The 24,823-nt window shown below is 34.8% G+C and carries 20 protein-coding genes and 1 pseudogene; 16 read left to right on the top strand and 5 right to left on the bottom strand.

The features are described from left to right. Positions 1-125 precede the first annotated feature (125 nt). The 5 genes from ACM55I_RS07910 (at position 126) to ftsY (ending at position 3,207) form a co-directional block, all read left to right on the top strand. Positions 126-1,379 (top strand): CinA family nicotinamide mononucleotide deamidase-related protein, encoded by a 1,254-nt coding sequence (locus ACM55I_RS07910; RefSeq protein ID WP_416846229.1) that lies wholly within the window; start codon positions 126-128, stop codon positions 1,377-1,379. A gap of 72 nt (positions 1,380-1,451) precedes the next feature. Beyond that, positions 1,452-1,688: a 50S ribosomal protein L28 gene (rpmB, locus tag ACM55I_RS07905; RefSeq protein ID WP_024980263.1), complete on the top strand. Its 237-nt coding sequence runs from the start codon at positions 1,452-1,454 to the stop codon at positions 1,686-1,688. 27 nt (positions 1,689-1,715) lie between these two features. Continuing rightward, the gene (gene rpmG / locus ACM55I_RS07900) at positions 1,716-1,898 is read left to right on the top strand and encodes a 50S ribosomal protein L33 (RefSeq protein WP_017495179.1); all 183 of its coding nucleotides are present in this window, start codon (positions 1,716-1,718) and stop codon (positions 1,896-1,898) included. Positions 1,899-1,973: 75 nt separating this feature from the next. Continuing rightward, positions 1,974-2,126 (top strand): DUF4295 domain-containing protein, encoded by a 153-nt coding sequence (locus ACM55I_RS07895; protein ID WP_082014152.1) that lies wholly within the window; start codon positions 1,974-1,976, stop codon positions 2,124-2,126. Between the two features lie 127 nt (positions 2,127-2,253). Beyond that, positions 2,254-3,207, top strand: a complete 954-nt coding sequence (gene ftsY / locus ACM55I_RS07890) for a signal recognition particle-docking protein FtsY (RefSeq protein WP_416846228.1) — start codon at positions 2,254-2,256, stop codon at positions 3,205-3,207. 189 nt (positions 3,208-3,396) lie between these two features. Here the strand turns inward: ftsY and ACM55I_RS07885 are convergent, their stop codons facing one another. Continuing rightward, positions 3,397-4,473 carry a serine hydrolase domain-containing protein gene (locus ACM55I_RS07885; protein WP_416846227.1) on the bottom strand — a complete coding sequence of 359 codons (1,077 nt, stop codon included), beginning with the start codon at positions 4,471-4,473 and terminating at the stop codon, positions 3,397-3,399. Between the two features lie 243 nt (positions 4,474-4,716). On the opposite strand from ACM55I_RS07885, the gene ACM55I_RS07880 reads away from it, so the two are divergent. Then, positions 4,717-5,160 carry a lipocalin family protein gene (locus tag ACM55I_RS07880; protein ID WP_416846226.1) on the top strand — a complete coding sequence of 148 codons (444 nt, stop codon included), beginning with the start codon at positions 4,717-4,719 and terminating at the stop codon, positions 5,158-5,160. Continuing rightward, positions 5,141-5,437, top strand: a complete 297-nt coding sequence (locus ACM55I_RS07875; protein WP_416846225.1) for a DciA family protein — start codon at positions 5,141-5,143, stop codon at positions 5,435-5,437. Before ACM55I_RS07880 ends, ACM55I_RS07875 begins: the two co-directional genes overlap by 20 nt. Before the next feature lie 157 nt (positions 5,438-5,594). Here ACM55I_RS07875 and ACM55I_RS07870 read toward each other — a convergent pair whose 3' ends face one another. The 3 genes from ACM55I_RS07870 to bshC form a co-directional block, all read right to left on the bottom strand. Next, positions 5,595-6,014: a nucleoside-diphosphate kinase gene (locus ACM55I_RS07870; protein ID WP_039109514.1), complete on the bottom strand. Its 420-nt coding sequence runs from the start codon at positions 6,012-6,014 to the stop codon at positions 5,595-5,597. A gap of 111 nt (positions 6,015-6,125) precedes the next feature. Continuing rightward, positions 6,126-7,397, bottom strand: a complete 1,272-nt coding sequence (locus ACM55I_RS07865) for an acyltransferase family protein (RefSeq protein ID WP_416846224.1) — start codon at positions 7,395-7,397, stop codon at positions 6,126-6,128. Between the two features lie 33 nt (positions 7,398-7,430). Further along, positions 7,431-9,023, bottom strand: a complete 1,593-nt coding sequence (gene bshC, locus ACM55I_RS07860) for a bacillithiol biosynthesis cysteine-adding enzyme BshC (protein WP_416846223.1) — start codon at positions 9,021-9,023, stop codon at positions 7,431-7,433. A gap of 103 nt (positions 9,024-9,126) precedes the next feature. Between bshC and ACM55I_RS07855 the strand changes: the two genes are divergently transcribed. Further along, a complete protein-coding gene (locus ACM55I_RS07855; RefSeq protein ID WP_416846222.1) occupies positions 9,127-10,410 on the top strand; it encodes an MFS transporter in 1,284 nt (427 codons plus the stop codon). A gap of 7 nt (positions 10,411-10,417) precedes the next feature. Here ACM55I_RS07855 and ACM55I_RS07850 read toward each other — a convergent pair whose 3' ends face one another. Beyond that, a complete protein-coding gene (locus ACM55I_RS07850; RefSeq protein WP_416846221.1) occupies positions 10,418-13,756 on the bottom strand; it encodes a T9SS type B sorting domain-containing protein in 3,339 nt (1,112 codons plus the stop codon). 178 nt (positions 13,757-13,934) lie between these two features. On the opposite strand from ACM55I_RS07850, the gene ACM55I_RS07845 reads away from it, so the two are divergent. The 8 genes and pseudogenes from ACM55I_RS07845 to ACM55I_RS07810 all read left to right on the top strand — a co-directional run bounded on the left by ACM55I_RS07845 (position 13,935) and on the right by ACM55I_RS07810 (position 24,580). Further along, positions 13,935-16,139: a B12-binding domain-containing radical SAM protein gene (locus ACM55I_RS07845; protein WP_416846220.1), complete on the top strand. Its 2,205-nt coding sequence runs from the start codon at positions 13,935-13,937 to the stop codon at positions 16,137-16,139. 101 nt (positions 16,140-16,240) lie between these two features. Next, the gene (locus ACM55I_RS07840; RefSeq protein ID WP_416846219.1) at positions 16,241-16,726 is read left to right on the top strand and encodes an acyl-CoA carboxylase biotin carboxyl carrier protein subunit; all 486 of its coding nucleotides are present in this window, start codon (positions 16,241-16,243) and stop codon (positions 16,724-16,726) included. A 105-nt stretch (positions 16,727-16,831) separates the two neighbouring features. Beyond that, on the top strand, positions 16,832-18,271 hold the full coding sequence (gene accC / locus ACM55I_RS07835; RefSeq protein ID WP_416846218.1) for an acetyl-CoA carboxylase biotin carboxylase subunit: 1,440 nt from the start codon (positions 16,832-16,834) through the stop codon (positions 18,269-18,271). 253 nt (positions 18,272-18,524) lie between these two features. Beyond that, positions 18,525-20,066 carry an acyl-CoA carboxylase subunit beta gene (locus tag ACM55I_RS07830; protein ID WP_416846217.1) on the top strand — a complete coding sequence of 514 codons (1,542 nt, stop codon included), beginning with the start codon at positions 18,525-18,527 and terminating at the stop codon, positions 20,064-20,066. A gap of 302 nt (positions 20,067-20,368) precedes the next feature. Further along, positions 20,369-20,599 (top strand): annotated as a pseudogene (locus tag ACM55I_RS07825) (GIY-YIG nuclease family protein); the annotation flags it as partial. A 336-nt stretch (positions 20,600-20,935) separates the two neighbouring features. Beyond that, positions 20,936-22,027 carry an SGNH/GDSL hydrolase family protein gene (locus tag ACM55I_RS07820; protein WP_416846216.1) on the top strand — a complete coding sequence of 364 codons (1,092 nt, stop codon included), beginning with the start codon at positions 20,936-20,938 and terminating at the stop codon, positions 22,025-22,027. Then, positions 22,017-23,396, top strand: coding sequence for a sialate O-acetylesterase (locus tag ACM55I_RS07815; RefSeq protein ID WP_416846215.1), 1,380 nt, complete (start codon positions 22,017-22,019; stop codon positions 23,394-23,396). Before ACM55I_RS07820 ends, ACM55I_RS07815 begins: the two co-directional genes overlap by 11 nt. Before the next feature lie 227 nt (positions 23,397-23,623). Then, on the top strand, positions 23,624-24,580 hold the full coding sequence (locus ACM55I_RS07810; RefSeq protein WP_416846214.1) for an aldo/keto reductase: 957 nt from the start codon (positions 23,624-23,626) through the stop codon (positions 24,578-24,580). The last annotated feature ends 243 nt before the right edge of the window (positions 24,581-24,823 follow it).

Raw genomic sequence — 24,823 nt, 5'->3', positions numbered from 1 at the left:
ATGTGAAAATTCTCCCGATTTTTATTCGGGAGAATTTTCATTATTATCCTTCACAAAAACGGAATGTATTAATTTACAAGTTCCTGTTTTAGATTACAATCTCATAAAAAAACTTTACTTAAAAAATGAAAGCAACCATAATTACTATAGGTGACGAAATTTTAATAGGCCAAATTGTCGATACGAATTCTGGTTTTATTGCTAAATCGTTGGACAAAATTGGAGTTGAAATCAATGAAATGATTTCGATAAGTGATGATAAAAAACATATTTTAGATACGTTTGCAAAGCTTCAAAACACTGTAGATTTGGTTATTATTACTGGCGGTTTAGGACCAACAAAAGATGATGTTACCAAGAAAACATTTTGTGATTATTTTGAAGATGAATTAGTTGTTGATCAAAAGGTACTTATTCATGTTACGCAACTTATTGAAGGTTTTTATAAACGAACTATTACCCAAATTAATAAAGATCAGGCACTCGTTCCGTCAAGATGTACTGTGCTTCACAATCAGGTAGGTACTGCGCCCGGAATGTGGATGAAAAAGGAAAATACAGTATTCATTTCGCTTCCCGGAGTTCCTTATGAAATGAAATATTTAGTAGAGCATGAGATAATTCCTAAAGTAGTACGTGAATACAAACGTCCCTACATTCTTCATAAAACAATTCTTACTTACGGTCAAGGCGAAAGTATGGTTGCTGAGCGTATTGAAGAATGGGAAAACAACCTTCCGGAATCTATAAAATTAGCTTATTTGCCTGCCCCGGGAAGAGTTCGTTTGCGTCTTTCTGCTCGTGGAACTGATAAAGAAAAATTAGACGCCGCCATTGAGGAAAATGTAAAGTCACTGGATGCTATAATCCACGATATTATCGTTGGTTTTGATGATGATGAAACTTTGGAGGTTGTAGTAGGAAAAATGCTGACAAAACAAAATAAAACCCTTTCCACTGCTGAAAGTTGTACAGGAGGAAAAATCGCACAAGTGTTAACATCGGTTCCTGGAGCTTCAAATTATTTTAAAGGTAGTATAGTTTCTTATGCTACGGATGTTAAAATTGACGTTTTAGGGGTCTCAGAAAGCCTCATAAAAGAACATTCTGTTGTGAGCAGTGAAGTAGTTTCGGCTATGGCTCTGAGTGTTAAAAAGATGATGAAAACAGATTATGCAATTGCAACAACTGGAAACGCAGGACCGTCAAAAGGAGATTCTAATGCGGAAGTTGGTAGCGTTTTTATCGCATTAGCTACACCAACTGAAGTAATTGTAGAAGAATTTAATTTTGGTCAACCCCGTGAAAAAGTGATAGATAGAGCAGTAATTAAAAGTTTAGAGCTGTTGCAGAAAGAAATTTTGAAAAATGTGCGATAAATATGTTGCTTAATAGGTTTATTTTTCTTTTCTTTGCACCCTGATTTTGAATAACGATAAAAGATAAGCATAATGTCAAGAGTTTGTGACCTTACAGGTAAAAGAGCGATGGTAGGAAATAACGTTTCTCACGCTATGAATAAAACTAAGAGAAAATTTTCTGTAAACTTAGTAAAAAAGCGTTTTTATCTTCCAGAAGAAGATAGATGGATTACTCTTAGAGTAGCAGCATCTACGATAAAAACAATTAACAAAAATGGAATCGCTGCAGTTTTGAAAAAAGCGCAGTCAGAAGGATTTATTAAATAATCTTTTCCAAAATAAATAAATAGCAAGATGGCAAAGAAAGGTAATAGAATCCAGGTAATTTTAGAATGTACTGAACACAAAACATCAGGTGTTGCAGGAACTTCAAGATACATAACAACAAAGAACAAAAAAAATACTCCAGACAGATTAGAGATTAAAAAATTTAATCCAATCTTGAAACGTGTAACTGTTCACAAAGAAATTAAGTAATAATTAGAAATTTTAATAAAAATCTCAAATGGTCACATTTGGAGATTGTATTAAAATACAAATAACATTTGAATCATGGCAAAGAAAACCGTAGCATCGTTACAAACATCTTCTAAGAGATTATCAAAAGCCATCAAAATGGTGAAATCTCCTAAAACAGGAGCATATACATTCGTAGAATCTATTATGACTCCAGAAGCAGTTGATGAATTCTTGAAAAAGAAATAATTCACAAGCATATTATATAGAAAAGCTACTTTCATTCGGAAGTAGCTTTTCTATTTTCTATATTTACCGATTAGAAAAACGTATGGGTTTTTAGGGCTCATGCATCATTTTTTATACCACAAATACAATGAGTTTTTTTAAAAAAATATTTTCTTCAGAGAAAAAAGAAACATTAGACAAAGGTCTTGAAAAGTCAAAAACAAATTTCTTTTCAAAGCTAACTAAAGCTGTTGCCGGAAAGTCAAAAGTTGATGATGAAGTTTTAGATAATTTAGAGGAAATCCTTGTTGCTTCAGATGTGGGTGTTAATACTACACTGAAAATAATCACCCGAATAGAAAATCGTGTTGCCTCAGATAAATATCTTGGAATAGAAGAACTGAATGAAATTCTACGAGAAGAAATTGCTGCGTTGTTATCTGAAACCAATACAGGTGAAGCTACTGAATTTGTAATTCCGACTCAAACAAAACCTTATGTTTTAATGGTGGTTGGTGTGAATGGAGTAGGTAAAACCACTACAATAGGTAAGTTGGCCTATCAATTCAAAAAAGCAGGTTATAAAGTAGTTCTTGGTGCTGCGGATACTTTTCGTGCAGCAGCGATTGATCAATTGCAAATATGGGCGGATAGAGTAGGAGTACCTATTGTTCGTCAAAATATGGGAAGTGATCCAGCCTCAGTAGCTTTTGATACTTTACAATCAGCGGTGGCGCAAAATGCTGATGTTGTTATTATTGATACAGCGGGACGTTTGCATAATAAAATTAATTTAATGAACGAATTGACCAAAGTGAAACGGGTAATGCAAAAAGTTGTTGGTGATGCACCTCACGACGTATTATTAGTTTTGGATGGTTCTACTGGTCAAAATGCTTTTGAGCAAGCAAAACAATTTACCGCTGCCACAGAAGTTACTTGTTTAGCGGTTACCAAACTGGATGGAACAGCCAAAGGTGGTGTAGTAATTGGGATTTCAGATCAGTTTCAAATTCCTGTAAAATACATTGGTGTGGGAGAAGGAATAGAAGATCTTCAGGTTTTTAATAAATATGAGTTTGTTGACAGTTTTTTTAAATAATAATTAGGTAATGAATTTTTCTTCCATCAAAAATAGCAACCCCATTTATTTTTACTTTGTAAGTATTATTTCTTTTATACTGGCAAATCTTATCCGAGATAAAAGTATTGGTTTCTATTATTTCTTATTGGTAATTGGTTTGGTTTTCTTTATTTTAGGTTTTATGAAACGATTGAAAACAAAATAGATTTATTGATACAAGGCATTGATTTTTTGCCATAAAACATCATCAAAATCAGACAAAGCCAGATTGACATTATCGGCTGCATCACCCATTCTGATAACGACCATTTTCTTGCTTGGAATGACATAGATTTTTTGGTCATTTTTTCCTAAAGCCATAAACATATCATTTGGTGCAGATGGAATAATACTTCCAGGAATCGTAAGTTGAGATTGCGGTAAATGATAACTGGCTTTACCATTCAGCCACCATAAATATCCATATCCTAAATTAATATTTTGTGAAGTAGTTGTTGCTTCGGTAAAGTAATTTTCATTGAGAATTACGGTGTTGTCCCATTTTCCTTTGTTATACATCAGCAATCCAAAACGTGCCATACTGCGCGTGGTGCTTCCATAAACAAAATTATTGCCAGACTGAAACCAAGCACCATCCATTCCTATTTTATCCCTTAATTTGGTGTTGAAATAAGTGTTCCAAGTTTGACCGGAAGCTTGTGCAATAACATCTTGTAATTTTACATACACATTATGATAAGCCCATCGCGTTCCTGCATCGGCTTTGTATTGCAGGCTTGCCGGAGAGACATCATCGCCATTAGCGATGTCCTCGATACCGGAACTCATGGTGAGTAAGTTTTTGCAGGTAATTAGATTTTCCTTGGCTAATGTTTCACTTGTCCAACCAGTTCCAATGTATTGTGAAACTTTATTGTTGATATTCAATAAACCTTCCTGTTGTGCGATTCCCGTTATTGTTGATGTCAATGTTTTGCCAGCGCTTGCCCAATACCAATTGGTCGTTGCTGCATGTCCATTGAAATAATTTTCCATTACAATTCGGCCATTGACCAGAATGATGAAACCCTTGGAATGTTTGAGTTCTAAATAATCCAAAAGTGGCTGAACAGCTGCTTGTTTCCATCCCAAACTTACAATTGATTTTGTTTCCCAAGTTATTCCTGATAAGGGAGGAAAATAGAGTGTTTCTGTTGGTGTAGGCATGGGAGCTGGGTTAGTAGATTCGGAACTGCAACTCATACATAAAAACGCGAAAAGCAGGCTGTAGATTATTTTTGACATGTTCTGGCTATTTATAGGATAAGACCAAAAATATAGAAAATAGTTTAATGTGTTTTGAGTTTTTTGTTTTTGTTTGAATTTATTAAGTTTAACTTTGTCCTTGGAAATATGCTTCTTTTTTATTCGAATAACATAGCCCTGATGGAAGTGGCATCCTTTTTCTTGAGCTTCTGACGAAGGAAGAAGCTCAAGAAAAAGATATAACGGACAGCAGGAAATAGCTCCTAAAAAAATGAATTAAATATGAAAAACACATTCAGCATTCTTTTTATTGCACTCTTTTTTGTGGCTTGTCAGCAAAAGATAAAGCCTGACGATGTTACGAAATTAAATGGATATTGGGAAATCGAGAAGGTTACTTTTGAGAAGGAAAAAGATAAGGATTATAGCATCAATGAAAGTTATGATTATTTCAAAATTAATAAAAATAATAAAGGGATTCGGAAGAAAGTGATGCCACAATTGGACGGGACTTTTTTAGTGAATGATGCTTATGAAAACGTGACGGTACGATTCAAAGACGATAAAACATATATCGATTATTCGACTCCTTTTACGAAATGGAGTGAGGAATTAATCACGTTAAAAGATAATGAATTAGTGCTGCTGAATGCAGAGAAAAAGGAATATCATTACAAGAAAACGGGACCAATAAATTTACTGGGCGATGGCAAAAAGATTAAATAATCAAAGTACAGTAGGGGATGTTTTGAAACAAATTATCCAAGTGAATAAACTACAACCCGGAATGGACCAGATTGACGTTAAAGACGCATGGAAAAATCTTATGGGGAACGGTGTGAACAGTTATACTAATAATGTGGTTTTGAAAGGAAGTACTTTGTATGTGGAGTTAACTTCGTCAGTATTAAGAGAAGAATTAAGTCATGGAAGGTCTAAAATCGTTGCCATGATTAACGAGGAATTAAGACGCGATGTGGTGAAGGATGTAGTTTTGCGTTAGACTTCTTAGATAGTTAGATATCAAGATTTTTAGAAAAACAACATTTTAAAAGAAGGCAAAAATTAGATAAAAAATAAAACCCGCTTCATTGAAGCGGGTTTTACTTTTAAAGAATGTCTAAGTAGTCTAAAAATCTAACTATCTAAGAAGTCTATAATTAGAATTGCTCTCTTCCAGCAAAATGGAAAGCACCTTCGATAGCTGCATTTTCATCGCTATCAGAACCGTGAACTGCATTTTCTCCAATAGAAGTTGCGTATGCTTTACGGATAGTACCTTCAGCAGCTTCAGCAGGATTTGTAGCACCAATTAAAGTTCTGAAATCTTCAACAGCGTTGTCTTTTTCTAAAATAGCAGCAACAATTGGTCCTCTTGACATGAATTCTACTAATTCACCATAAAAAGGCCTTGCAGCGTGAACTTCATAAAATGCTTGCGCATCAGCTACAGTTAATTGAGTTAATTTCAAAGAAACGATTTTGAAACCTGCAGTAGTAATCATAGCAAGTATGTTTCCGATGTGTCCGTTAGCAACAGCATCAGGCTTAATCATTGTAAAAGTTCTATTCGTAGCCATTTTTTGTGTTTTTTATATTTGGGTGCAAAAGTAGCCTTTTTTTATGTGTATGTTTTAATAAATAATCAATAAAAAGGTGTTTGTTTAAGATTAACGTTGATTTTTTGATGTTTATACCTTAAAGATTAATTTATGTTTATAAAAGGTCCATAAAATTAAAGACCAGATTGTTGCATAGATTAAGGCTCCAGCCAACGATGCTGTCATGGGATTATTGAAAAAAGGAGCTATCCAAAATTCGTAAAGATAGCTTTGAAGATTGATTTGCTTTGAAGGAATTTCTGGATTTTTGAATTGAATCATTTCTAATCCTTGTGGAATTATCTCCGAAAAGAAGAAGACAATCATTGGGTTTATACCCCAAATGAGAAATAACTTGGTCCATTTTTTATAGTTTGCAATATCAATTACATAATAAAAAAGCGTCAAAGAAAGTATCGCTAAACCGGAGGTATATAAAACAAAAGAGCTGGTCCAAAGTGATTTATTAAGTGGAAATGCAATAGACCATAAAAGCGCCAGAGCAATAAGGCTGATACCTGCGATTCCCATTTTTTTTGCAATTTCAATCTTTGGTAAAGGACGATTGAGTAGTTGTCCGATAAGTAATCCTATTATTCCTGAAGCTATTGCGGGTATAGTACTTAAAATTCCTTCTGGATCCCAAGTTTTTGTTACTGTCCACACATGATCTTTTAATAAAATTCCATCCATGCAAGACGCCAAATTAGTGCCTTTTTCAAGGTTTGCTAATCCAATTCCAGGAACCGGTACCAGTGTCATTATTCCCCAATATCCTAATAAAATTACTAATGCAACTATAGCTTGCATTTTTTGCGTCGTTTTTAAATACAAAAGAGTTATTACGAAATAAACAATACCAATACGTTGTAAAACACCTAGAAGTCTCACATCGTGATAGGCTTCAATTCCGCTAAAAGCCAAAAATAAATATGCGCCAAGTATTGAAAGCATCAAATAGGTTTTGTTTTTTAAAGAAAAATTACCCATTAGTGCATAGCCCACTCCAATTGTAATAGCTAATCGTCCTACTAATAATGGAATTCCTTCCAATCCGAATAGTTGTATTTTTCCAAAAAAATTAAAAAATACCCCCAAACAAAACATGCGTAATGAACGAACCATTATTTTATTAAAAGTGTTGTTGTCAAAAGTTTTGGTAGGCATTGCGAACGATACTGCTACACCCATAATGAAAATAAAAAAAGGGAAAACCAAATCAGTAGGCGTACAGCCATTCCAATCAGAATGTAATAGAGGAGGATATACCGTTGCCCAGCTTCCGGGATTGTTGACAATGGTCATTAATAAAATAGTAAATCCTCGAAATACATCCAGTGAAATTAGGCGTTCTTTGGTCATTATTTTTTGGTTTGGTTTGAGCGGTTATTGGTTTTAAGGAAGTGTAATTATGTCAAAATTAGATTGCAACGGTTTTAATTGTTTTACCAATGCAGGAATTAAATTGTCGCCGTTTTCCAAATAGAATTCCGAAAAATTAGCTTGACGTTCCTGTAAACTTTGGTTGAGAAATAATTCGTTTTGCAAGTCAATAATGCGTTGTAAAATAGCACTTAAATTTCTTTTTTGCGCTTTTAGTAATCGTTTCTCCAGGTTTTCCAATCCTTTAATTTGTTTTACTTCCTGCGCTTTTACAGCTCCAATAAAAGATTCATCTGTTTTGTTTGCAACTTCATAAAGCGCTTCAAATTGTTTTTGTAATTGCTCTTTCAAATTGGTTAAATCAATTGGAAACTCAGACAATTGTTTGGTTTTGTAATTGATTAAATTGGCTTGTTTTGAAAATAAATCGTTCCAAGTTAAATCTAGTTTGTCTGTTTTTTTTGCTTGTTTTTCGGTTGCTAATAACACTGAATTTCTTAGCAAAAGTATTGGGAAAGTCACTTTTGCAGAAGCAAAAAATGATTTCAATTCCAACCAATACGCAATTTCTCCACCTCCGCCAATGTAACATAAATTGGGTAAAATGACTTCCTGATACAACGGGCGCATAATCACATTAGGACTAAATTTTTCAGGATGGTTTTCTAATAGTGTCAGGATTTCGGTTTCCGAAAACTCAATTTTACTATGATTTACTTTGTATTTCCCGTTTTCAAAAACGATGCGTTCGCGTAAATTGTCCTCGATATAAAACAAGTTGATTTCACGAGGATTTACTTGAATCGTATAATCTTTTAGTTTTTTGGCAGTTTCAAGTACTAATAAATGAGAAGATTGGTGCAGTAATTCTTCTTTTATAAAAGGAATAAAATTGCGTTTTAAATCGTGATCATCGGTATCCAGAATAACTAAGCCATAGGATCCAAAAAGTACATTTGCTAAATGTCTTGTGGCATCGGCTAGATTGTCATGTTTGATGTAAGAATCCTCAAATAGTTTTTTTATGGCATTTGCATTCAAACTTGAACCAATTTCCAACGCAAATATTTCAAGAAATTCATCCAATCCCTCCGTCGATAATCTCCCTACAGGACCGGTACTTTCTCTATTCCAATGGAATTTTTTACCTTTAAAACTAAAATAATTGATTTCTTCAAAATCATGGTCTTCGGTTGCCATCCAATAAATGGGAACAAAGTGATGCGTTGGGTATTTCGCTTTTAATTCGGTTGTCAAATTAATGGTAGAAATAATTTTATACAAGAAATATAAAGGACCACTGAATAAATTTAATTGATGTCCTGTAGTGACAGTAAATGTATTTGTTTTGCCTAAAGCGTCAATATTTTGTTTGGTCAAAGCCGAAGTTTCAACGTTTAAATATTGTTTTTGTAAAACGGAAACTAATGTTTTTCGGGAATGATCATCAAAATTTGCTTGCTTCTCCAGAATTTGTTCTTCAAAGTTTTCAAGCGTTGGAAATCTGTTATATAGGGATTTTAAGTTTGTTTTTTGGTCTAAATAATCATTCATCAAAGGAGAGAAATATCCGGAATTCTGATAGCTAATACAGTCGGTTGGCATAATAAATTTTTATATGTTGCTAAATTACCACTAATAATTGGAACTATAATATTTGTTACTTTCGAAAAATAGTATCAATTTTATCGAATATTTTAACATTCCTATGAAAGATAATTCAAATCCTAATAAAGAAAACTCATTAAAACATGTTCTTTTTGGCAGTTTAATTGGTACTACTATAGAGTTTTTCGATTTTTACATTTATGCAAATGCAGCCGTTTTGGTTTTTCCTCAATTGTTTTTCCCTTCCGCAGACAGTACTAATTCGGTTTTGCTATCCCTGGCGACGTTTTCGATAGCGTTTCTTTCTCGACCTCTTGGTTCGGCGGTTTTTGGTCATTATGGAGATAAAATTGGTCGCAAGACTACCTTAGTAATTGCTTTGTTGACCATGGGTATTTCTACGGTGAGTATTGGTTTTTTACCTAGTTATGCGAGTATTGGAATTGCTGCTCCTTTATTATTGATGTTGTGCCGTTTTGGTCAAGGAGTTGGTTTAGGAGGAGAATGGGGTGGAGCCGTATTATTAGCCATCGAAAATGCTCCGCCTAATAAACGTGCTTGGTATGGTATGTTTCCTCAATTGGGAGCTCCAATAGGTTTGTTGCTTTCGGGAGGGACTTTCTTGATTTTGACTGATACGATGAGTGCGGATGCTTTTCTGGATTATGGTTGGAGGATTCCTTTTATAGCGAGTTCATTACTGGTAGTTGTAGGTTTTTATATCCGATTAAAAATCACCGAAACTCCCGCTTTCGAAAATTCTAAAAAAGAACAGGAAGAAGTGAAAATCCCTTTTTTTACTTTATTGAAATTTTATAAAAACCAGTTGATTTTTGGCACATTTGCTGCCATTACTACTTTCTTAGTGTTTTATCTCATGACGGTATTCACGCTCAGCTGGGCAACTTCTGATTTGGGTTATTCTAAAAGAGATTTTCTATTAATGCAGTTGTTTTCGGTATTGTTTTTTGCACTTTTCATTCCTGTTTCGGCTCTAATTGCGGATCGTATTGGGCGTAGAAAGATGTTAATTTATGCCACGACTGCTATTGCTATTTTTGGTTTTGCATTTTCTTTTTTCTTAAACTCAGGCAGCACCATTCTAGTGACTTTGTTTTTATGTGTTGGAATGGCTTTGATGGGATTCACTTATGGTCCTTTGGGTACTTTCTTGTCAGAATTGTTTCCTACTACCGTTCGTTATTCGGGTACTTCTCTGGCATTTAATTTGGCAGGAATCATCGGAGCAGCTTTTGCCCCTATGATTGCGATTTGGTTGGCGACGCAATATAGTTTGACCTATGTTGGTTTTTATTTGAGTACTGCAGCCTGTATCTCTTTATTTTCGTTGTTGATGATTAGCAAAGAAGAACATAAGTTTTGATATTGAACTATCTCTTTAAACTAAAATGCCCTCGATATTCTTTTCCATTTACTCTAGTAATTAGAAACCAATAATCTGTTGCAGTCAGTTCATGTCCATTGAGCATTCCATCCCAAGAGGAACTTTCAAATAATTCTGTAATAAATTTGCCAAAACGATCAAATATTTTAATGGTTAGTCCCGCTTCAAAATCTGAAAATTTGATTTTCCAAGTGTCATTATAACCATCTCCGTTTGGGGTAAAGAATTTTGGATACATCAATAAATAGACTTCATCGGTTACAGTTCCACAACCATTTTTGTCTCTAACAGAAACGTTGTATTGTCCATTAATGATGTTCGAAAATTGATTGCTATCCTGAAAATGAATACCATCTATTGAGTATTCAAAATCGCCTGCACCGGTTACAAAAACGCTTATTGTGTTTTGATTATCCGTCCAGTCTTGAGTGTCAATTGAAGTAATGGTGGCAATGTTTGATTTTTTTACTATGAAATTTTTTGTGCTGGAACAATAAAAGGAATCATAATCATCAGTTACTGTTACAGAAAAATTACCGGGATTTGCCACAATTATGGACTGAGTAGTAGCTCCGTTTGACCATAAATAAGTTTCGAAACCTGAACCGGCATCAATCATGATTGTATTGTTTTCGCAAATGGGTACAACATCAGGAATCGTTATTTTTGGTTTGGATAAAAGGGTTAGTTTTAATTCGGCAATCGCATAACATGGCGTATTTGAATTGATACGAACGTAGATTTTGTTATCACCCAAAACTAACTTATAATTTGAAATAGTAGTAATTTGATTGGTTGCCAATTGATTTTCTGCATTTGAAAAAGTCGAATAATAAGAAAATGTATATCCGGAAGTATTTGAAATTAGTTTCGAATTATAATCGGATAAATTTACTTTTTCGGATCTATCATTCAAATCATCACAAAATAATTCAGCATAATTGTTTGCGGGTAAAGTGTTTATTAAGAAAACGGTAACAGCCAGTTTTGTGGTGCTTTCACATGCATTCACTGTTTGCGAAGCATAATAAATCGCTCCATCTTGCAAAGGAGTTGAATTAGACAAAAGGACTCCGGCTGAATTATACCATTTTATTGCACTTCCTGAAACTCTGATAGTATCTAAAGTTGGATTCTGACTTGAACAAAAAGTTTGGGTTGTATTTCCTGTTGGAGCATTTGTATTTTGGATATTGATTACAACGGGGATTCTATCACTTTCGCAACCATTTATGGTTTGCGAGGCGTAATAAATGGTTCCGTTTTGGAGTGGAGTTGTGTTTGATAAAAGAGTTCCATTTGCTAAAGTATTATACCATTTTATGTTTTGGCCCGTAATTGCAATGTTACTAATTGTTGCATTTTGTTGAATGCAAAAGGTTTGGAGAGTTGTTGTTGTAGGGGGGACATTATTGTTTACCACTACTTTTACAATTACTCGATTACTTTCACATCCATTTACAGTTTGAGAGGCATAGTAAGTTATTCCATCTTGAATGATTAAGCCATTATTTAAAAGGTTTCCATCTGTTAATGAATTATACCATTTTACATTCTCTCCAATAATTTTAATGTCTGAAAGTTTTGTATTTTCGCTCTTACAGAACACAAGATTTGATGGTACTGGTGGTTTTGGTAAAGGAATGAATTGTACGCTAACGGATAATCTGTCAGTCAAAGGACAACTGTCATTATATGCGGCAAAGTAGGTTTGTCCGTCAATAATTGGAGTTTGTTTTGAAAGTGGGGTATTTGAATTTAAGGAATCATACCAATCTACAGATTCTGAGCAGGGTTTTAAATCTTCAATTTTATAAATGTTTGAATCACAAAAACGCTGAATTTCTTCTCCTTTTGGAACATTAGAATTGCATTCAGATAGTTTTAAAATATAGCCATCACTGTAAAACGAATGTAAAAAATAAGTTGATTTTGGGCTTGGGTCAAAGTCAACTTGACTTAAAAAAGGTCCACCTATTAATATGTTGTTTTCAAAATCGATTTGTAAACTTCTAGCTAGATTTATTATATTTTTGAAATTAATGAAATTTCCAGAATTATCAAATTTTAATAGGAGACTTTCTTTACTTATTTGTGTGTTTTCATTTGGAAAAACTTTATTACAGCTATTATTTATAAATGTTTCTCCAGCAACATTAGCTGTAACGTATAAATTTTCATTTTTATCAAAAGCTAGAGAACCTAGATGTTGCCATTCACTACCATATATGAAATTATGCCAAATATAATTACCTTCTTGATTTAGTTTAAAAAGTATGCTATCAATAGAATCTGATGTGAAAGTCAAATTGATATTATCGAAATTTGGTATGAAAGGCCTATACATACTTGAAAAAGATGTGCCAAAATAAATATTGTTTGCTCTATCAATTTTTATAGATTTATCGCCACCGCTCCCTCCAGAATCTCCTAGTTGTCTGAACCATAGGTTTTGCCCATCTGGCTGAATTTTACATATAAAACCGCAATTACCATTAGAGGTGTATGTTTTATTTAAAAAACTAATATTGGTTTCAAAAATACCTGTGATAATAATATTATTAAAATTGTCACAAACAATTCCGTTAGGATAATCATATCTACTTCCACCAATGTTTTTAGCCCAAATAAACCCTCCATTTGAATTGTTTTTTAAAATAAATATGTCTTCAGAATTATTATTTAAATTATAAACTCCAGTTCCAGCATCGAAATCTACACTTGTCCTACCCACAACACCAGTTGTAATAATGTTGTTATTGTTGTCTAATGTTGATTCTTCTGCATAGGCTTCTGCATAATAATTACCAAAAACAAAATTGCCATCCGAGTCAAGTTTGATTATGTAAGAGCCTGGGTTACCTGTTGGGTTATTAATTTTATATTGACCAACTTCGTCAGGATTTAAATCTATTTGTAATCCCGTTGCTAAACCTGTAATGATGACGTTTTCATTTTTATCTAAAATGATCGATCTACCTCCATCCGCCCAATTAGATTTAATTTGTTTTACCCATAAAAAGTTTTTGTCCTTGTCTAATTTTAAAATAAAACCATTTGTAAAACCTATCGAAGTTGGAGATGCGGTTAAATTAAAATTATTAGCACTGGGGTCAAAATCAACGGTTCCACCAAAATATCCAGTTGAATAAATGTTTCCTTGACTATCAGTAACTATTGATCTAATATCATTATAACCGTAACCGGCTTCATAGTTAGTACTAGATGCCCAAATAAAATCTTGTGCTTTTCCAATAAATGAAGTTAATAATGAAAACAGTAACAAAAGTTGCTTAAATATTTTTTTGTTGTAAGTGATGGTCATTCAAATGAATTTGTAATCTTTAGTTAATTGTAAATGTAATTAAATATGTATTAATTTTATAAATTTTTAATTTAGATAATGTTCGTTTTTTAAGTTAAATCACTAATGCAATTTGTAGTAACATGTTTACGTGAAAAGAATAGAATTATCCCTTATTTTTGCACAAAACTTATTTCTTTTGAAGACCAAATTATTCTTAATTACGCCCCCGTTTACCCAACTGAATACACCGTATCCGGCAACTGCCTACATCAAAGGGTTTCTAAATACCAAAAAGATTGAGTCTGTTCAAGCGGATTTGGGTATTGAAGTGATTTTGAAATTGTTTTCGAAAGAAGGTTTGCAAAGATTATTTACCGTTGGAAGTTTAAAGTTTAAAGTTGGAGAGATCTCCGATAATTCGAAACGTATTTTCGCTTTACAAGACGAATATCTAAAAACTATTGATCCTGTAATTGCTTTTTTGCAAGGAAAAAATCCAACATTGGCGCTTCAAATTTGTCAGGAAGATTTCTTACCGGAAGCGTCTCGATTTGCACAATTGGAAGAATTGGATTGGGCTTTTGGCACTATGGGAACACAGGACAAAGCGAAACATTTAGCAACTTTGTATCTGGAAGATATTTCAGATTTTATTGTGGAATGTGTCGATGCTAATTTTGGATTCAGTCGCTATGCAGAACGTTTGGGACGAAGTGCCAATTCTTTTGACGAATTGTACGAAGCCTTGCAACAAGAACCAACCTATATTGATGGAATTTTGCTTTCGATTCTAAAAGAGAGAATAGAAACCATTCAACCTACATTATTTCTGATTTCTGTTCCGTTTCCAGGGAATTTATATTCGGCTTTTCGTTCCGCACAATGGGTGAAAACGCATTATCCTGAAATTAAAATTTCAATGGGCGGTGGTTTCCCAAATACTGAATTGCGGTCACTTTCGGATGCTCGTGTGTTTGAGTTTTTCGATTTTATTACGTTGGATGATGGTGAAATGCCAATTGAAGAATTATCCTCCTCCGACCCCTCCGAAGGAGGGGAGCCAAGAAGGTATAAACGAACTTTTCTGTTGGAAAACGGGAAAGTAGTTTATAAAAATAATTCCCTAAAACATGATTACAAACAATCGCAAGTGGGAACGCCTGATTATTCGGATTTGCTTTTGGATAAATACATTTCAGTTATCGAAATTGTGAATCCAATGCATCGCATGTGGAGCGACGGACGCTGGAATAAACTCACCATGGCGCACGGTTGTTATTGGGGAAAATGTACATTTTGTGATATTTCATTGGATTATATCAAAGTGTATGAACCCGTTGCCGCCAGTTTATTGTGCGACCGAATGGAGGAAATGTTTGCTCAAACAGGCGAGAACGGATTTCATTTTGTAGATGAAGCGGCACCTCCGGCTTTGATGCGCGCACTCGCTCTCGAAATCCTTCGCAGAAAATTAGCGGTGACGTGGTGGACCAACATTCGATTCGAAAAAAGTTTTACTAAAGATTTATGTTTGCTTCTAAAAGCTTCTGGTTGTATCGCTGTTTCTGGTGGCCTCGAAGTCGCTTCAGACAGATTATTAAAACTGATTGACAAAGGCGTAACAGTCGAACAAGTCGCTAAAGTAACCCGAAATTTCACCGAAGCCGGCGTAATGGTTCATGCGTATTTGATGTACGGTTATCCTACACAAACCATTCAGGAAACCGTAGACAGTCTCGAAATGGTACGTCAATTATTTGAAGTGGGTGTTTTGCAATCGGGGTTTTGGCACCAGTTTGCCATGACGGCACACAGTCCTGTGGGTTTATATCCGGAGAAATTTGGTGTGGTAAAAGAAACCGAAATCTTGGGAACTTTCGCCAACAATGATATTAATTATACAGATTCAACAGGAATCGACCACGATAAATTCAGTTTTGGACTCAAGAAATCCTTGTTCAATTTCATGCACGGAATCTGTTTTGATTATGAGTTGCAGGATTGGTTTGAATTTAAAATTCCAAAGACTAAAATTTCACCTGATTTTATTTTTGATGCTTTACAAGAAGACAATGATTTCAATAGTAAACCTACTGCCAAAATCATTTGGTTAGGGGGGAAGCCATTTATTGAGCATTTTACCAAATCTAAAAAAGGAAATTCTTGGGAGTTGATGACCTTGACTTTCCATGATAAAAAAGAAAGTTTCTCCATTCAAACCAATAAAAACGAAGGAGAATGGTTAGTGAAAATACTACAAAAAATAGCAGTTTCGAATGCTAAAATCTACACGTTTCAAGAAGTAAAAGCAGATTTTGAAACACAATTTGAAGACTTTGAATTGTTTTGGTACTCGAAACCAATTAAAACTCTTAGAGAATTTGGATTGTTAGTGTTGTAAATTTATTTTACGATAACTATAGCAAATTAGCATAAAATTTTTATTTTTAGATCACGAAAACGTTTTCTTTACTTATTTTTACGATTCTAAAATAGAAACAAATGAGTATTGGTTATAAAGTAAATGTAAATGATACGTTCCATTTTGATTTGGAAAAGGAAAGTATTTCAAAACTGGATTCAGTTAGTGTGGAAGCTAATAAATTTCATATACTACATCAAAATACCCCTTATAAAGCGGAAATCGTAACTTCTGATTTTCTTCAAAAAAGCTATACGATAAAGGTAAATAACAACACCTATGTTGTGGCAATTTCAAATCCTTTGGATATTCTTATCAAAGAAATGGGGTTTGAAGTGGGACTTACCAAGCAAGTCAATTTTATCAAAGCACCGATGCCCGGATTGATTTTAGAAATTAGTGTTGTGGTGGGGCAAACTGTAAAAGAGAACGACAACCTAATTATTTTAGGCGCCATGAAAATGGAAAACAGTTTTCTTTCTCCTCGTGACGGAGTTATTAAAACGATTTCAGTAATGATGGGAGATGCCGTAGACAAAGGACAGTTGTTAATTGAATTTGAATAATAAAATACCGCTAATTCGCAAATTAAAAATAGAATGTTGAATTATTCAAAGCAAGTGATTGTAAGAGAATTTAAAATTAGCAAATCTGCGGTTAAAAAATAAAAAATGAAAAAATTATTAGTTGCCAATAGAGGGGAAATTGCCATCAGGGTGATGAAAACCGCACAAAAAATGGGGATTAAAACCGTGGCGGTATATTCTACAGCTGACAGAAATGCACCTCACGTAAAATTTGCTGATGAAGCCGTTTGGATTGGAGAAGCACCTTCGAGTCAATCCTATTTATTAGGTAGTAAAATCATTGAAGTTGCCAAAGCTTTAAACGTAGATGCCATTCATCCAGGTTACGGATTTTTGAGTGAAAATGCTGATTTTGCCGAAGAAGCCGAAAAAAACAATATCATTTTTATTGGTCCCAAGTCGAAAGCGATAAAAATCATGGGGAGTAAATTAGCGGCCAAAGACGCTGTTAAACAATACAATATTCCAATGGTTCCCGGTTTTGACAAAGCCATTACTGATGTCGAAAAAGCAAAAGTAGTTGCCAAGGAAATTGGTTTTCCAATTTTAATTAAAGCTTCAGCAGGAGGCGGTGGAAAAGGAATGCGTGTGGTAGAAAGTGAAGCCGATTTCGAATCTCAAATGGATCGCGCTATAAGTGAAGCGATTTCCGCTTTTGGAGATGGTTCCGTTTTTATTGAAAAATATGTGGGTTCGCCAAGACATATCGAAATTCAAGTTATGGCTGACAGTCATGGTAATGTGTTGTATTTATTCGAAAGAGAATGCAGTATCCAGCGTCGTCACCAAAAAGTAATAGAAGAAGCGCCTTCTTCGGTTTTAACTCCGGAATTGCGTAAAAAAATGGGTGAAGCAGCCGTTTTGGTTGCCAAATCCTGTGATTATTTAGGAGCGGGAACCGTCGAATTTTTATTGGATGAAAACAACAATTTCTACTTCCTAGAAATGAATACCCGTTTGCAGGTGGAACATCCCGTTACGGAATGGATTACAGGAACTGATTTGGTAGAACTACAAATTAGGGTTGCAAGAGGCGAAGCATTATCAATCAAACAAGAGGATTTGAAAATAAAAGGACATGCAATGGAATTACGTGTGTATGCCGAAGATCCGATGAATGATTTTCTGCCAAGCGTAGGTCATTTGGAAGTGTATCAATTGCCAGAAGGAGAGGGCGTTCGGGTTGATAACGGTTTTGAACAAGGCATGGACATTCCGATTTATTACGATCCAATGCTGGCTAAATTAATCACCTACGGAGAAACCCGTGAAGAGGCGATTCAAGTTATGCTCAAAGCCATTGAAGGGTATCAAGTGGAAGGTGTACAGACGACATTGCCTTTCGGTAAATTTGTATTTGAACATGAGGCGTTTCGTTCCGGGAAATTTGACACGCATTTCGTAAAGAACTATTACAATGCTGATGTATTGAAAAACCAAATGGCGCAAGAAGCCGAAATCGCTGCTTTGGTAGCGTTGAAACAGTATTTTGAAGATCAAAAAATCGTACGCTTACCGAATTAAAAATGTTTAAACCATTAAGGAATTAAGTTTCATTAAGAAAAGTAAAACTTAATTCTCTTAATCTCTTAATGGTTTAAAATAATAAAGATAGATAAGTTGGCTTTGGCCAAAAAGGGAAAAAATATTTGAACCATTAAGGAATTAAGTTTCATTTAGAAAAGGAAAACTTAATTTTCTTAATCTCTTAATGGTTAAAAAAAACATTTCCATTTGTTCCATTGGTTACTAAAAATTAGTTGTTAAAGAAAAAAGTATGCAAAACAAAATAAAAACACTAAACGATAAAATTGCTGAAGCGCATTTGGGTGGCGGTAAAAAACGCATCGAAAAACAACATTCCAATAAAAAATTGACAGCAAGAGAACGCGTCAATTATTTGATGGATGAAGGTTCTTTTGAAGAAATCGGGATGTTGGTCACACACCGAACTTCTGATTTTGGAATGGAAAAAGAGCTGTATTATGGTGACGGAGTCATTACAGGATACGGAACCATAAATGGACGATTGGTTTATATTTTTGCTCAAGATTTTACCGTTTTTGGTGGTTCGTTATCCGAAACGCATGCCGAAAAAATATGTAAAGTCATGGATATGGCGGTCAAAATGGGAGCACCCATGATTGGACTGAATGATTCTGGTGGAGCACGTATTCAGGAAGGTGTTCGTTCTTTGGGTGGTTATGCCGATATTTTTTATCGAAATGTACAAGCCAGTGGTGTGATTCCGCAAATCTCTGCGATTATGGGACCCTGTGCCGGTGGAGCCGTTTATTCTCCTGCGATGACCGATTTTACGATGATGGTTGAAGACACCAGTTATATGTTTGTTACCGGACCCAATGTGGTAAAAACCGTAACCAATGAAACCGTGACTTCTGAGGAATTGGGAGGGGCAAGTACACATTCTACTAAATCCGGTGTGGCGCATTGCACGTCAGCAAATGATGTGGAATGTCTGGAAGATTTGAAACGCTTGTTGAGTTATTTGCCACAAAGCAATAAAGAAACGCCCCGCAATTTACCGTACGAACTCAATGATGAGGTACGTACTAAATTAGCGGCTATTATTCCTGATAATCCCAACAAACCGTATGATATGCACGAGGTGATTGGTGGAATTATTGACGAAGATTCATTTTTTGAAATTCATAAAAATTATGCCGAAAATATCCTCGTCGGTTTTGCTCGATTGGGAGGAAAAAGTATTGGAATTATAGCGAACCAACCGATGATTTTAGCCGGTTGTCTCGATGTGAACAGTTCGAAAAAAGCGGCACGATTTACTCGTTTTTGCGATTGTTTTAATATTCCGTTATTGGTTTTGGTGGATGTACCGGGCTTTTTACCGGGAACTGATCAAGAGTGGAGCGGGATTATCGTTCATGGTGCGAAATTGTTGTATGCCTTAAGCGAAGCAACCGTTCCAAGAGTAACCGTGATTATACGTAAAGCTTATGGTGGTGCATATGATGTAATGAACTCGAAACACATTGGTGCCGACATGAATTTTGCTTGGCCAACTGCTGAAATTGCTGTAATGGGAGCCAAAGGTGCCTCTGAAATTATCTTTAAGAAAGAAATTAACGAAGCCGAAGACCATGAAGCAAAACTCTTGGAAAAAGAAGCAGAATATGCTGATTTGTTTGCGAATCCATACACAGCAGCGCAACGTGGTTTTGTTGATGAGGTAATCATACCTCAAGATACCCGACGGAAACTGATAAAAGCCTTTAGCATGCTCGAAAATAAAGTGAGCGTAACCCCTAATAGAAAACACGGGAATATTCCTTTGTAATTGTTGTATAGAAATTTGAAAACCACCTGACGTAGGTGGTTTATTTTTTTAATTTGAGTGTTTATAGTAAAGATAGTAATTTTCTGATACTTATTTCTTTTTCATAAGTTTTTCCGTCTATTTTGTCATTCCGAGGAAGGAGGAATCTCTACAAGTTGCTCAATAATATATTTTAAATATTATTTTATATTTTATAAATAAAACCTTATTTTAGTTTGATGCAATTACAAGAAGGATATCATACATATTACATTTATATCATTGCCAATAAAGCAAAAACAGTTTTGTAAACGGGCGTAACAAACCATTTAAAAATCCGTTTGGGGCTACACATAGATAATATTACATCTGGAAATAAAAAATTTGCGTCAAAATATAATGTTTATTTTTTACTTTACTACGAAAAATTCACTTGGATTCAGGAAGCCTTCGCACGTGAAAAAGAAATAAAAGGTTGGCGAAAAGAGAAAAAACTGGATCTCATTAAAACGATTAATCCCGATTTGAATTTTTTGAATCACTTGTTTGAATAGTATTGTGGAGATTCCTCCTTCCTCGGAATGACAAAAATGAGGATGAAAATGAGGGGGATTATAAAAAGATACGCTAATGAATACTTACCACTTTTGTTATTTTCCAATTTGTCCAAAAAATATCTATAAATGTATTTCTTATCAAACAGATACATATTAGTATTGTAAAAATAACTAAAAGAAATCTATCTTAAGAATTATCTTATTAATATGGTTTTGTCATTTTAAAATACTGGTTGGTATTTTTTTATTGCTATTTGACATTTTAGTATCTTTCTAATAGCAATTAAAAGCATAGGTTTGCTTTCTATGTTTTATTTTAACCAACCAACCATAATGTTTAAAAAGAAATCCCTTTTACTGGTATTACTATTCCTTTCCTTTGTTTCCTTTGCTCAAAAAGTAGCGGAGCAAAACAGTTCCTTTCTCTATTCAGGAAGAGTGGAGAATCTTGCTGATGATAAAGTAATTTTGATAGGTTCTGCTTCATCTGTTTCGTTTAATTTTAAAGGAAATTCATGTTCTGTTTCGTTACAAAGTCTTGAAGAACACCAAAATTATGTATCATTAGAATTAGATGGTACTTATATTGGAAGAGTTCGAATTGAAAAAGGAGCGTTGCAGTCCTTTCCCATTGTATTTTTCAAAAAGAAAAATACACACCGTCTCACGATTTATAAAGCTACCGAAGCTACGAATGGTGGGGTTTTATTTGGTGGAACTACAGCCGAACTAACCCAAATTACTCCTGTAAACAAAAAGAAAATAGAACTCATAGGCGATTCCATTACGTGTGGTTTTGGTAATGATACGGCAGCAATTCCTTGTGGAACAGGAGAATGGTACGACCAGCATAATGCGTATTGGGCGTATGGACCTATCGTTTCTCGTAGCCTGAATGTGGATTATGTGTTGAGTTCCGTTTCTGGATTTGGGATGTACCGCAACTGGAATGACGAGCATAAAGACGAAGCAATTATTCCTGACGTTTATGAAAATTTATATTTGAATAAAGACAATTCAATACCCTATGATTTTGCTTTTCAGCCGGATTTGGTCAGTATTTGTTTGGGCACGAATGACCTTTCTGACGGGGACGGAAAAAAAGAACGATTGCCTTTCAACGAAGAAAAATATGTTTCGAATTACATCAATTTTATCAAAACAGTCTATAAACATGCGCCTAATACCAGAATAGTATTGTTGAGCAGTCCAATGGTTTCGGGAGATAGAAATGTGACTTTAGTGCGTTGTTTGAAAAAAGTGATTCATGCTTTTGAAAATGATACCCAACACAAAACCATTGCCTTATTCGAATTCCAATCGATGAAACCAAACGGTTGTGGTTCGCATCCGGATATTGCCGATGACAAAATAATGGCCGCCCAATTAACTCCTTTCTTTAAAAAATTACTAGATGAAAAATAATATAATTGCCTTTGTTCTCTTTCTGATACTTTGCAATACTGCTGTTGCAAATGTTACGCTTCCGAATGTGCTTTCGGATAATATGGTTTTACAACGCAATTCCGAAGTTACGATTTGGGGCTGGGCGAATCCACAGGAAGAGGTCGTTTTAACTCCAAGTTGGAATCATCAAGATTATAAAATCAAAGCCAGTAATCAGGCTAAATGGGAAATAAATATTCCAACACCAAAAGAGGGTGGACCATTTACGATTTCTATAAAAGGATACAATGAAATTGTTTTGAAGAATATTTTGATTGGCGAAGTGTGGATTTGCTCAGGACAATCCAATATGGAAATGTCAGCGAGTTGGGGCATTGAAAACGGGAATGAAGTGGTGAAAAATGCCACGAATCCGAATATCCGATTTTTTATGATTCCCAAATTAACGGCCACTGCACCACAAAATAATGTGTCGGGTAACTGGACGGAATGCACCCCGGAAACGATGAAATATTTTAGTGCAACTGGTTATTTCTTTGCCAAACGTTTACAGGAACAGTTGAAAAATGTGCCTGTCGGATTGATTGGTTCGAATTGGGGCGGAACGCCAGCGGAGATTTGGATGCCGGAAGAAGTCATTCAAAAAGATGCAATTTTACTGGAAAGTGCCAAAACCCGAAAAGAAGAATCCTATGGGCCAAACCAACCGGGACGTGCTTTTAATGCGATGATTTATCCTTTGGTGGGATTTAAAATTGCAGGGGTGATTTGGTATCAAGGCGAATCGAATGTGGGTTCACCGGTTTATGATAAAACCTTTTCGGCTTTAATTACTTCTTGGAGAAAATTATGGAAGTATGAGTTTCCGTTTTATTACGTTCAGATAGCACCATATAAATATGGAGAAAATCATTTTGGAGGCGCTGAAATTAGAAATGCACAACGCAAAGTATTGCAAGAAGTTCCCAATACCGGAATGGCGATAACCAGCGATATTTCTCCTATAGATGACATTCACCCAAAAGACAAGAAATCAGTTGGAACAAGATTGGCGAATTTAGCTTTGGCGAATACGTATAAAACCAATTCGGATGTGGTTAACGGACCACTTTACAAAGCAATAAAAATCGATAAAAATAAAGTTGTTGTTGCTTTTGATTATGCCGACGGATTGCATTTTGCAACTAAAAAATCAAATCAATTCGAAATTGCCGGAACTGATAATGTGTTTTATGATGCAGAAGCCGTGATTAAAAAAAATACAGTGATTTTAAAATCGGATAAAGTGGCGCATCCTGTTAAAGTTCGTTTTGCATGGACGAACACGGCACAATCTGAGTTGTTTAATAAAGCGAATCTACCTGCTTCGTCATTTGTGAGTGAATAAATAAAAGTGATTATAGACGATTTTTTTGTCATTTCGGCGGAGGAGAAATCACATCAGTTGCTCTCGTTATGTGATTTCTCCTTCGTCGAAATGACAACGCTAGAAGTTTTTGATAGTTTTTAACCCGATTTGTATTTAAAAACAAGTCGGGTTTTGTTGCATTATAAAAATACGAATACGAACTTTACAAATTATAAAATTGAAAATCAAATCTTTAAATTGATACAATGAAATACAACAGATGTGGGAAAAGTGGTTTGTTACTGCCACAAATTTCTCTTGGCTTATGGCATAACTTCGGTTCAGTAGATAGTTTCGAAAATGGAGAAAACATTGTCAAAGCCGCTTTTGACAAAGGAATTACGCATTTTGATTTGGCCAACAATTATGGCCCGGTTCCGGGTTCAGCCGAAACTAATTTTGGTAAAATCCTGAAGAATAATTTTCAAGGAAACCTGCGCGATGAAATCGTAATTACTACCAAAGCCGGTTACACGATGTGGGATGGACCTTATGGAGATTGGGGTTCCCGAAAATATTTATTATCGAGTTTAGACCAGAGCTTGAAACGTATGAATTTAGAGTATGTGGATATTTTTTATTCGCATCGTTTTGATCCGGAAACGCCTTTGGAAGAAACCATGATGGCGCTTGATTATGCTGTACGAAGCGGAAAAGCATTGTATGCAGGGATTTCTAATTATAATGCGGAACAAACCAGAGAAGCTACCGAAATCCTAAAAAGATTAGGAACACCTTGTTTGATTCATCAAGTGAAATATTCGATGTTTGTTAGGGAACCTGAAGCGGGTTTATTAGACGTTCTGGAAGAAAAAGGAGTAGGCTGTATCGCTTTTTCACCTTTGGCACAAGGACTTTTAACGGACAAATACCTAAAAGGGATTCCTGAAAATTCAAGAGCTTCCAATCCAAATGGACATTTAAGAGCGGATGAAATTTCGGAGGAAAGAATCCAGAAAATTATACAATTGAATACCATTGCACAGCAGAGAAATCAATCATTAGCTCAAATGGCTTTGGTTTGGTTATTAAAAGACAAGCGAATCACTTCGGTTTTGATTGGCGCGAGTTCTGTAGGTCAATTAAATAATAATATTGACAGTTTGCAGAATTTGGATTTCTCCGCAGCCGAATTAGCCGAGATTGAAAGTATTTTGGGATAATTATATTGTAGAGACGCACAGCAGTGCGTCTTTACATTAAAAAATTATTTCAATTTCAAATTATATATTTTCACCAATTCCAATGTCAATTTATCCGAAGAAAATACAGAGTTCAAACTGGATATACAAATGAAAACTGCACATTAAGTTAAGCTACATTTTTGTAATTAATTTGATTGTTAAATTCTTCAATAGTTGCATAATTCAAAGCAGAATGTCTCCTTTTTCTGTTGTACCAAATTT

Source organism: Flavobacterium algoris, assembly GCF_048158525.1.
In the GTDB taxonomy this organism is placed as follows: domain Bacteria; phylum Bacteroidota; class Bacteroidia; order Flavobacteriales; family Flavobacteriaceae; genus Flavobacterium; species Flavobacterium algoris.
Note: the sequence above shows the minus strand (reverse complement) of the source record. Positions and strands in the feature narration are given on the sequence as shown.

Coding starts and splice junctions, on each gene's coding strand:
- ACM55I_RS07815 (WP_416846215.1), top strand. CDS start 22,017: ATGAAAAATAATATAATTGCCTTTGTTCTCTTTCTGATACTTTGCAAT.
- accC (WP_416846218.1), top strand. CDS start 16,832: ATGAAAAAATTATTAGTTGCCAATAGAGGGGAAATTGCCATCAGGGTG.
- ACM55I_RS07830 (WP_416846217.1), top strand. CDS start 18,525: ATGCAAAACAAAATAAAAACACTAAACGATAAAATTGCTGAAGCGCAT.
- ACM55I_RS07840 (WP_416846219.1), top strand. CDS start 16,241: ATGAGTATTGGTTATAAAGTAAATGTAAATGATACGTTCCATTTTGAT.
- ACM55I_RS07870 (WP_039109514.1), bottom strand. CDS start 6,014: ATGGCTACGAATAGAACTTTTACAATGATTAAGCCTGATGCTGTTGCT.
- ACM55I_RS07810 (WP_416846214.1), top strand. CDS start 23,624: ATGAAATACAACAGATGTGGGAAAAGTGGTTTGTTACTGCCACAAATT.
- ftsY (WP_416846228.1), top strand. CDS start 2,254: ATGAGTTTTTTTAAAAAAATATTTTCTTCAGAGAAAAAAGAAACATTA.
- ACM55I_RS07910 (WP_416846229.1), top strand. CDS start 126: ATGAAAGCAACCATAATTACTATAGGTGACGAAATTTTAATAGGCCAA.
- ACM55I_RS07865 (WP_416846224.1), bottom strand. CDS start 7,397: ATGACCAAAGAACGCCTAATTTCACTGGATGTATTTCGAGGATTTACT.
- rpmB (WP_024980263.1), top strand. CDS start 1,452: ATGTCAAGAGTTTGTGACCTTACAGGTAAAAGAGCGATGGTAGGAAAT.
- ACM55I_RS07875 (WP_416846225.1), top strand. CDS start 5,141: ATGGCAAAAAGATTAAATAATCAAAGTACAGTAGGGGATGTTTTGAAA.
- bshC (WP_416846223.1), bottom strand. CDS start 9,023: ATGCCAACCGACTGTATTAGCTATCAGAATTCCGGATATTTCTCTCCT.
- ACM55I_RS07880 (WP_416846226.1), top strand. CDS start 4,717: ATGAAAAACACATTCAGCATTCTTTTTATTGCACTCTTTTTTGTGGCT.
- ACM55I_RS07855 (WP_416846222.1), top strand. CDS start 9,127: ATGAAAGATAATTCAAATCCTAATAAAGAAAACTCATTAAAACATGTT.
- ACM55I_RS07820 (WP_416846216.1), top strand. CDS start 20,936: ATGTTTAAAAAGAAATCCCTTTTACTGGTATTACTATTCCTTTCCTTT.
- rpmG (WP_017495179.1), top strand. CDS start 1,716: ATGGCAAAGAAAGGTAATAGAATCCAGGTAATTTTAGAATGTACTGAA.
- ACM55I_RS07850 (WP_416846221.1), bottom strand. CDS start 13,756: ATGACCATCACTTACAACAAAAAAATATTTAAGCAACTTTTGTTACTG.
- ACM55I_RS07895 (WP_082014152.1), top strand. CDS start 1,974: ATGGCAAAGAAAACCGTAGCATCGTTACAAACATCTTCTAAGAGATTA.
- ACM55I_RS07885 (WP_416846227.1), bottom strand. CDS start 4,473: ATGTCAAAAATAATCTACAGCCTGCTTTTCGCGTTTTTATGTATGAGT.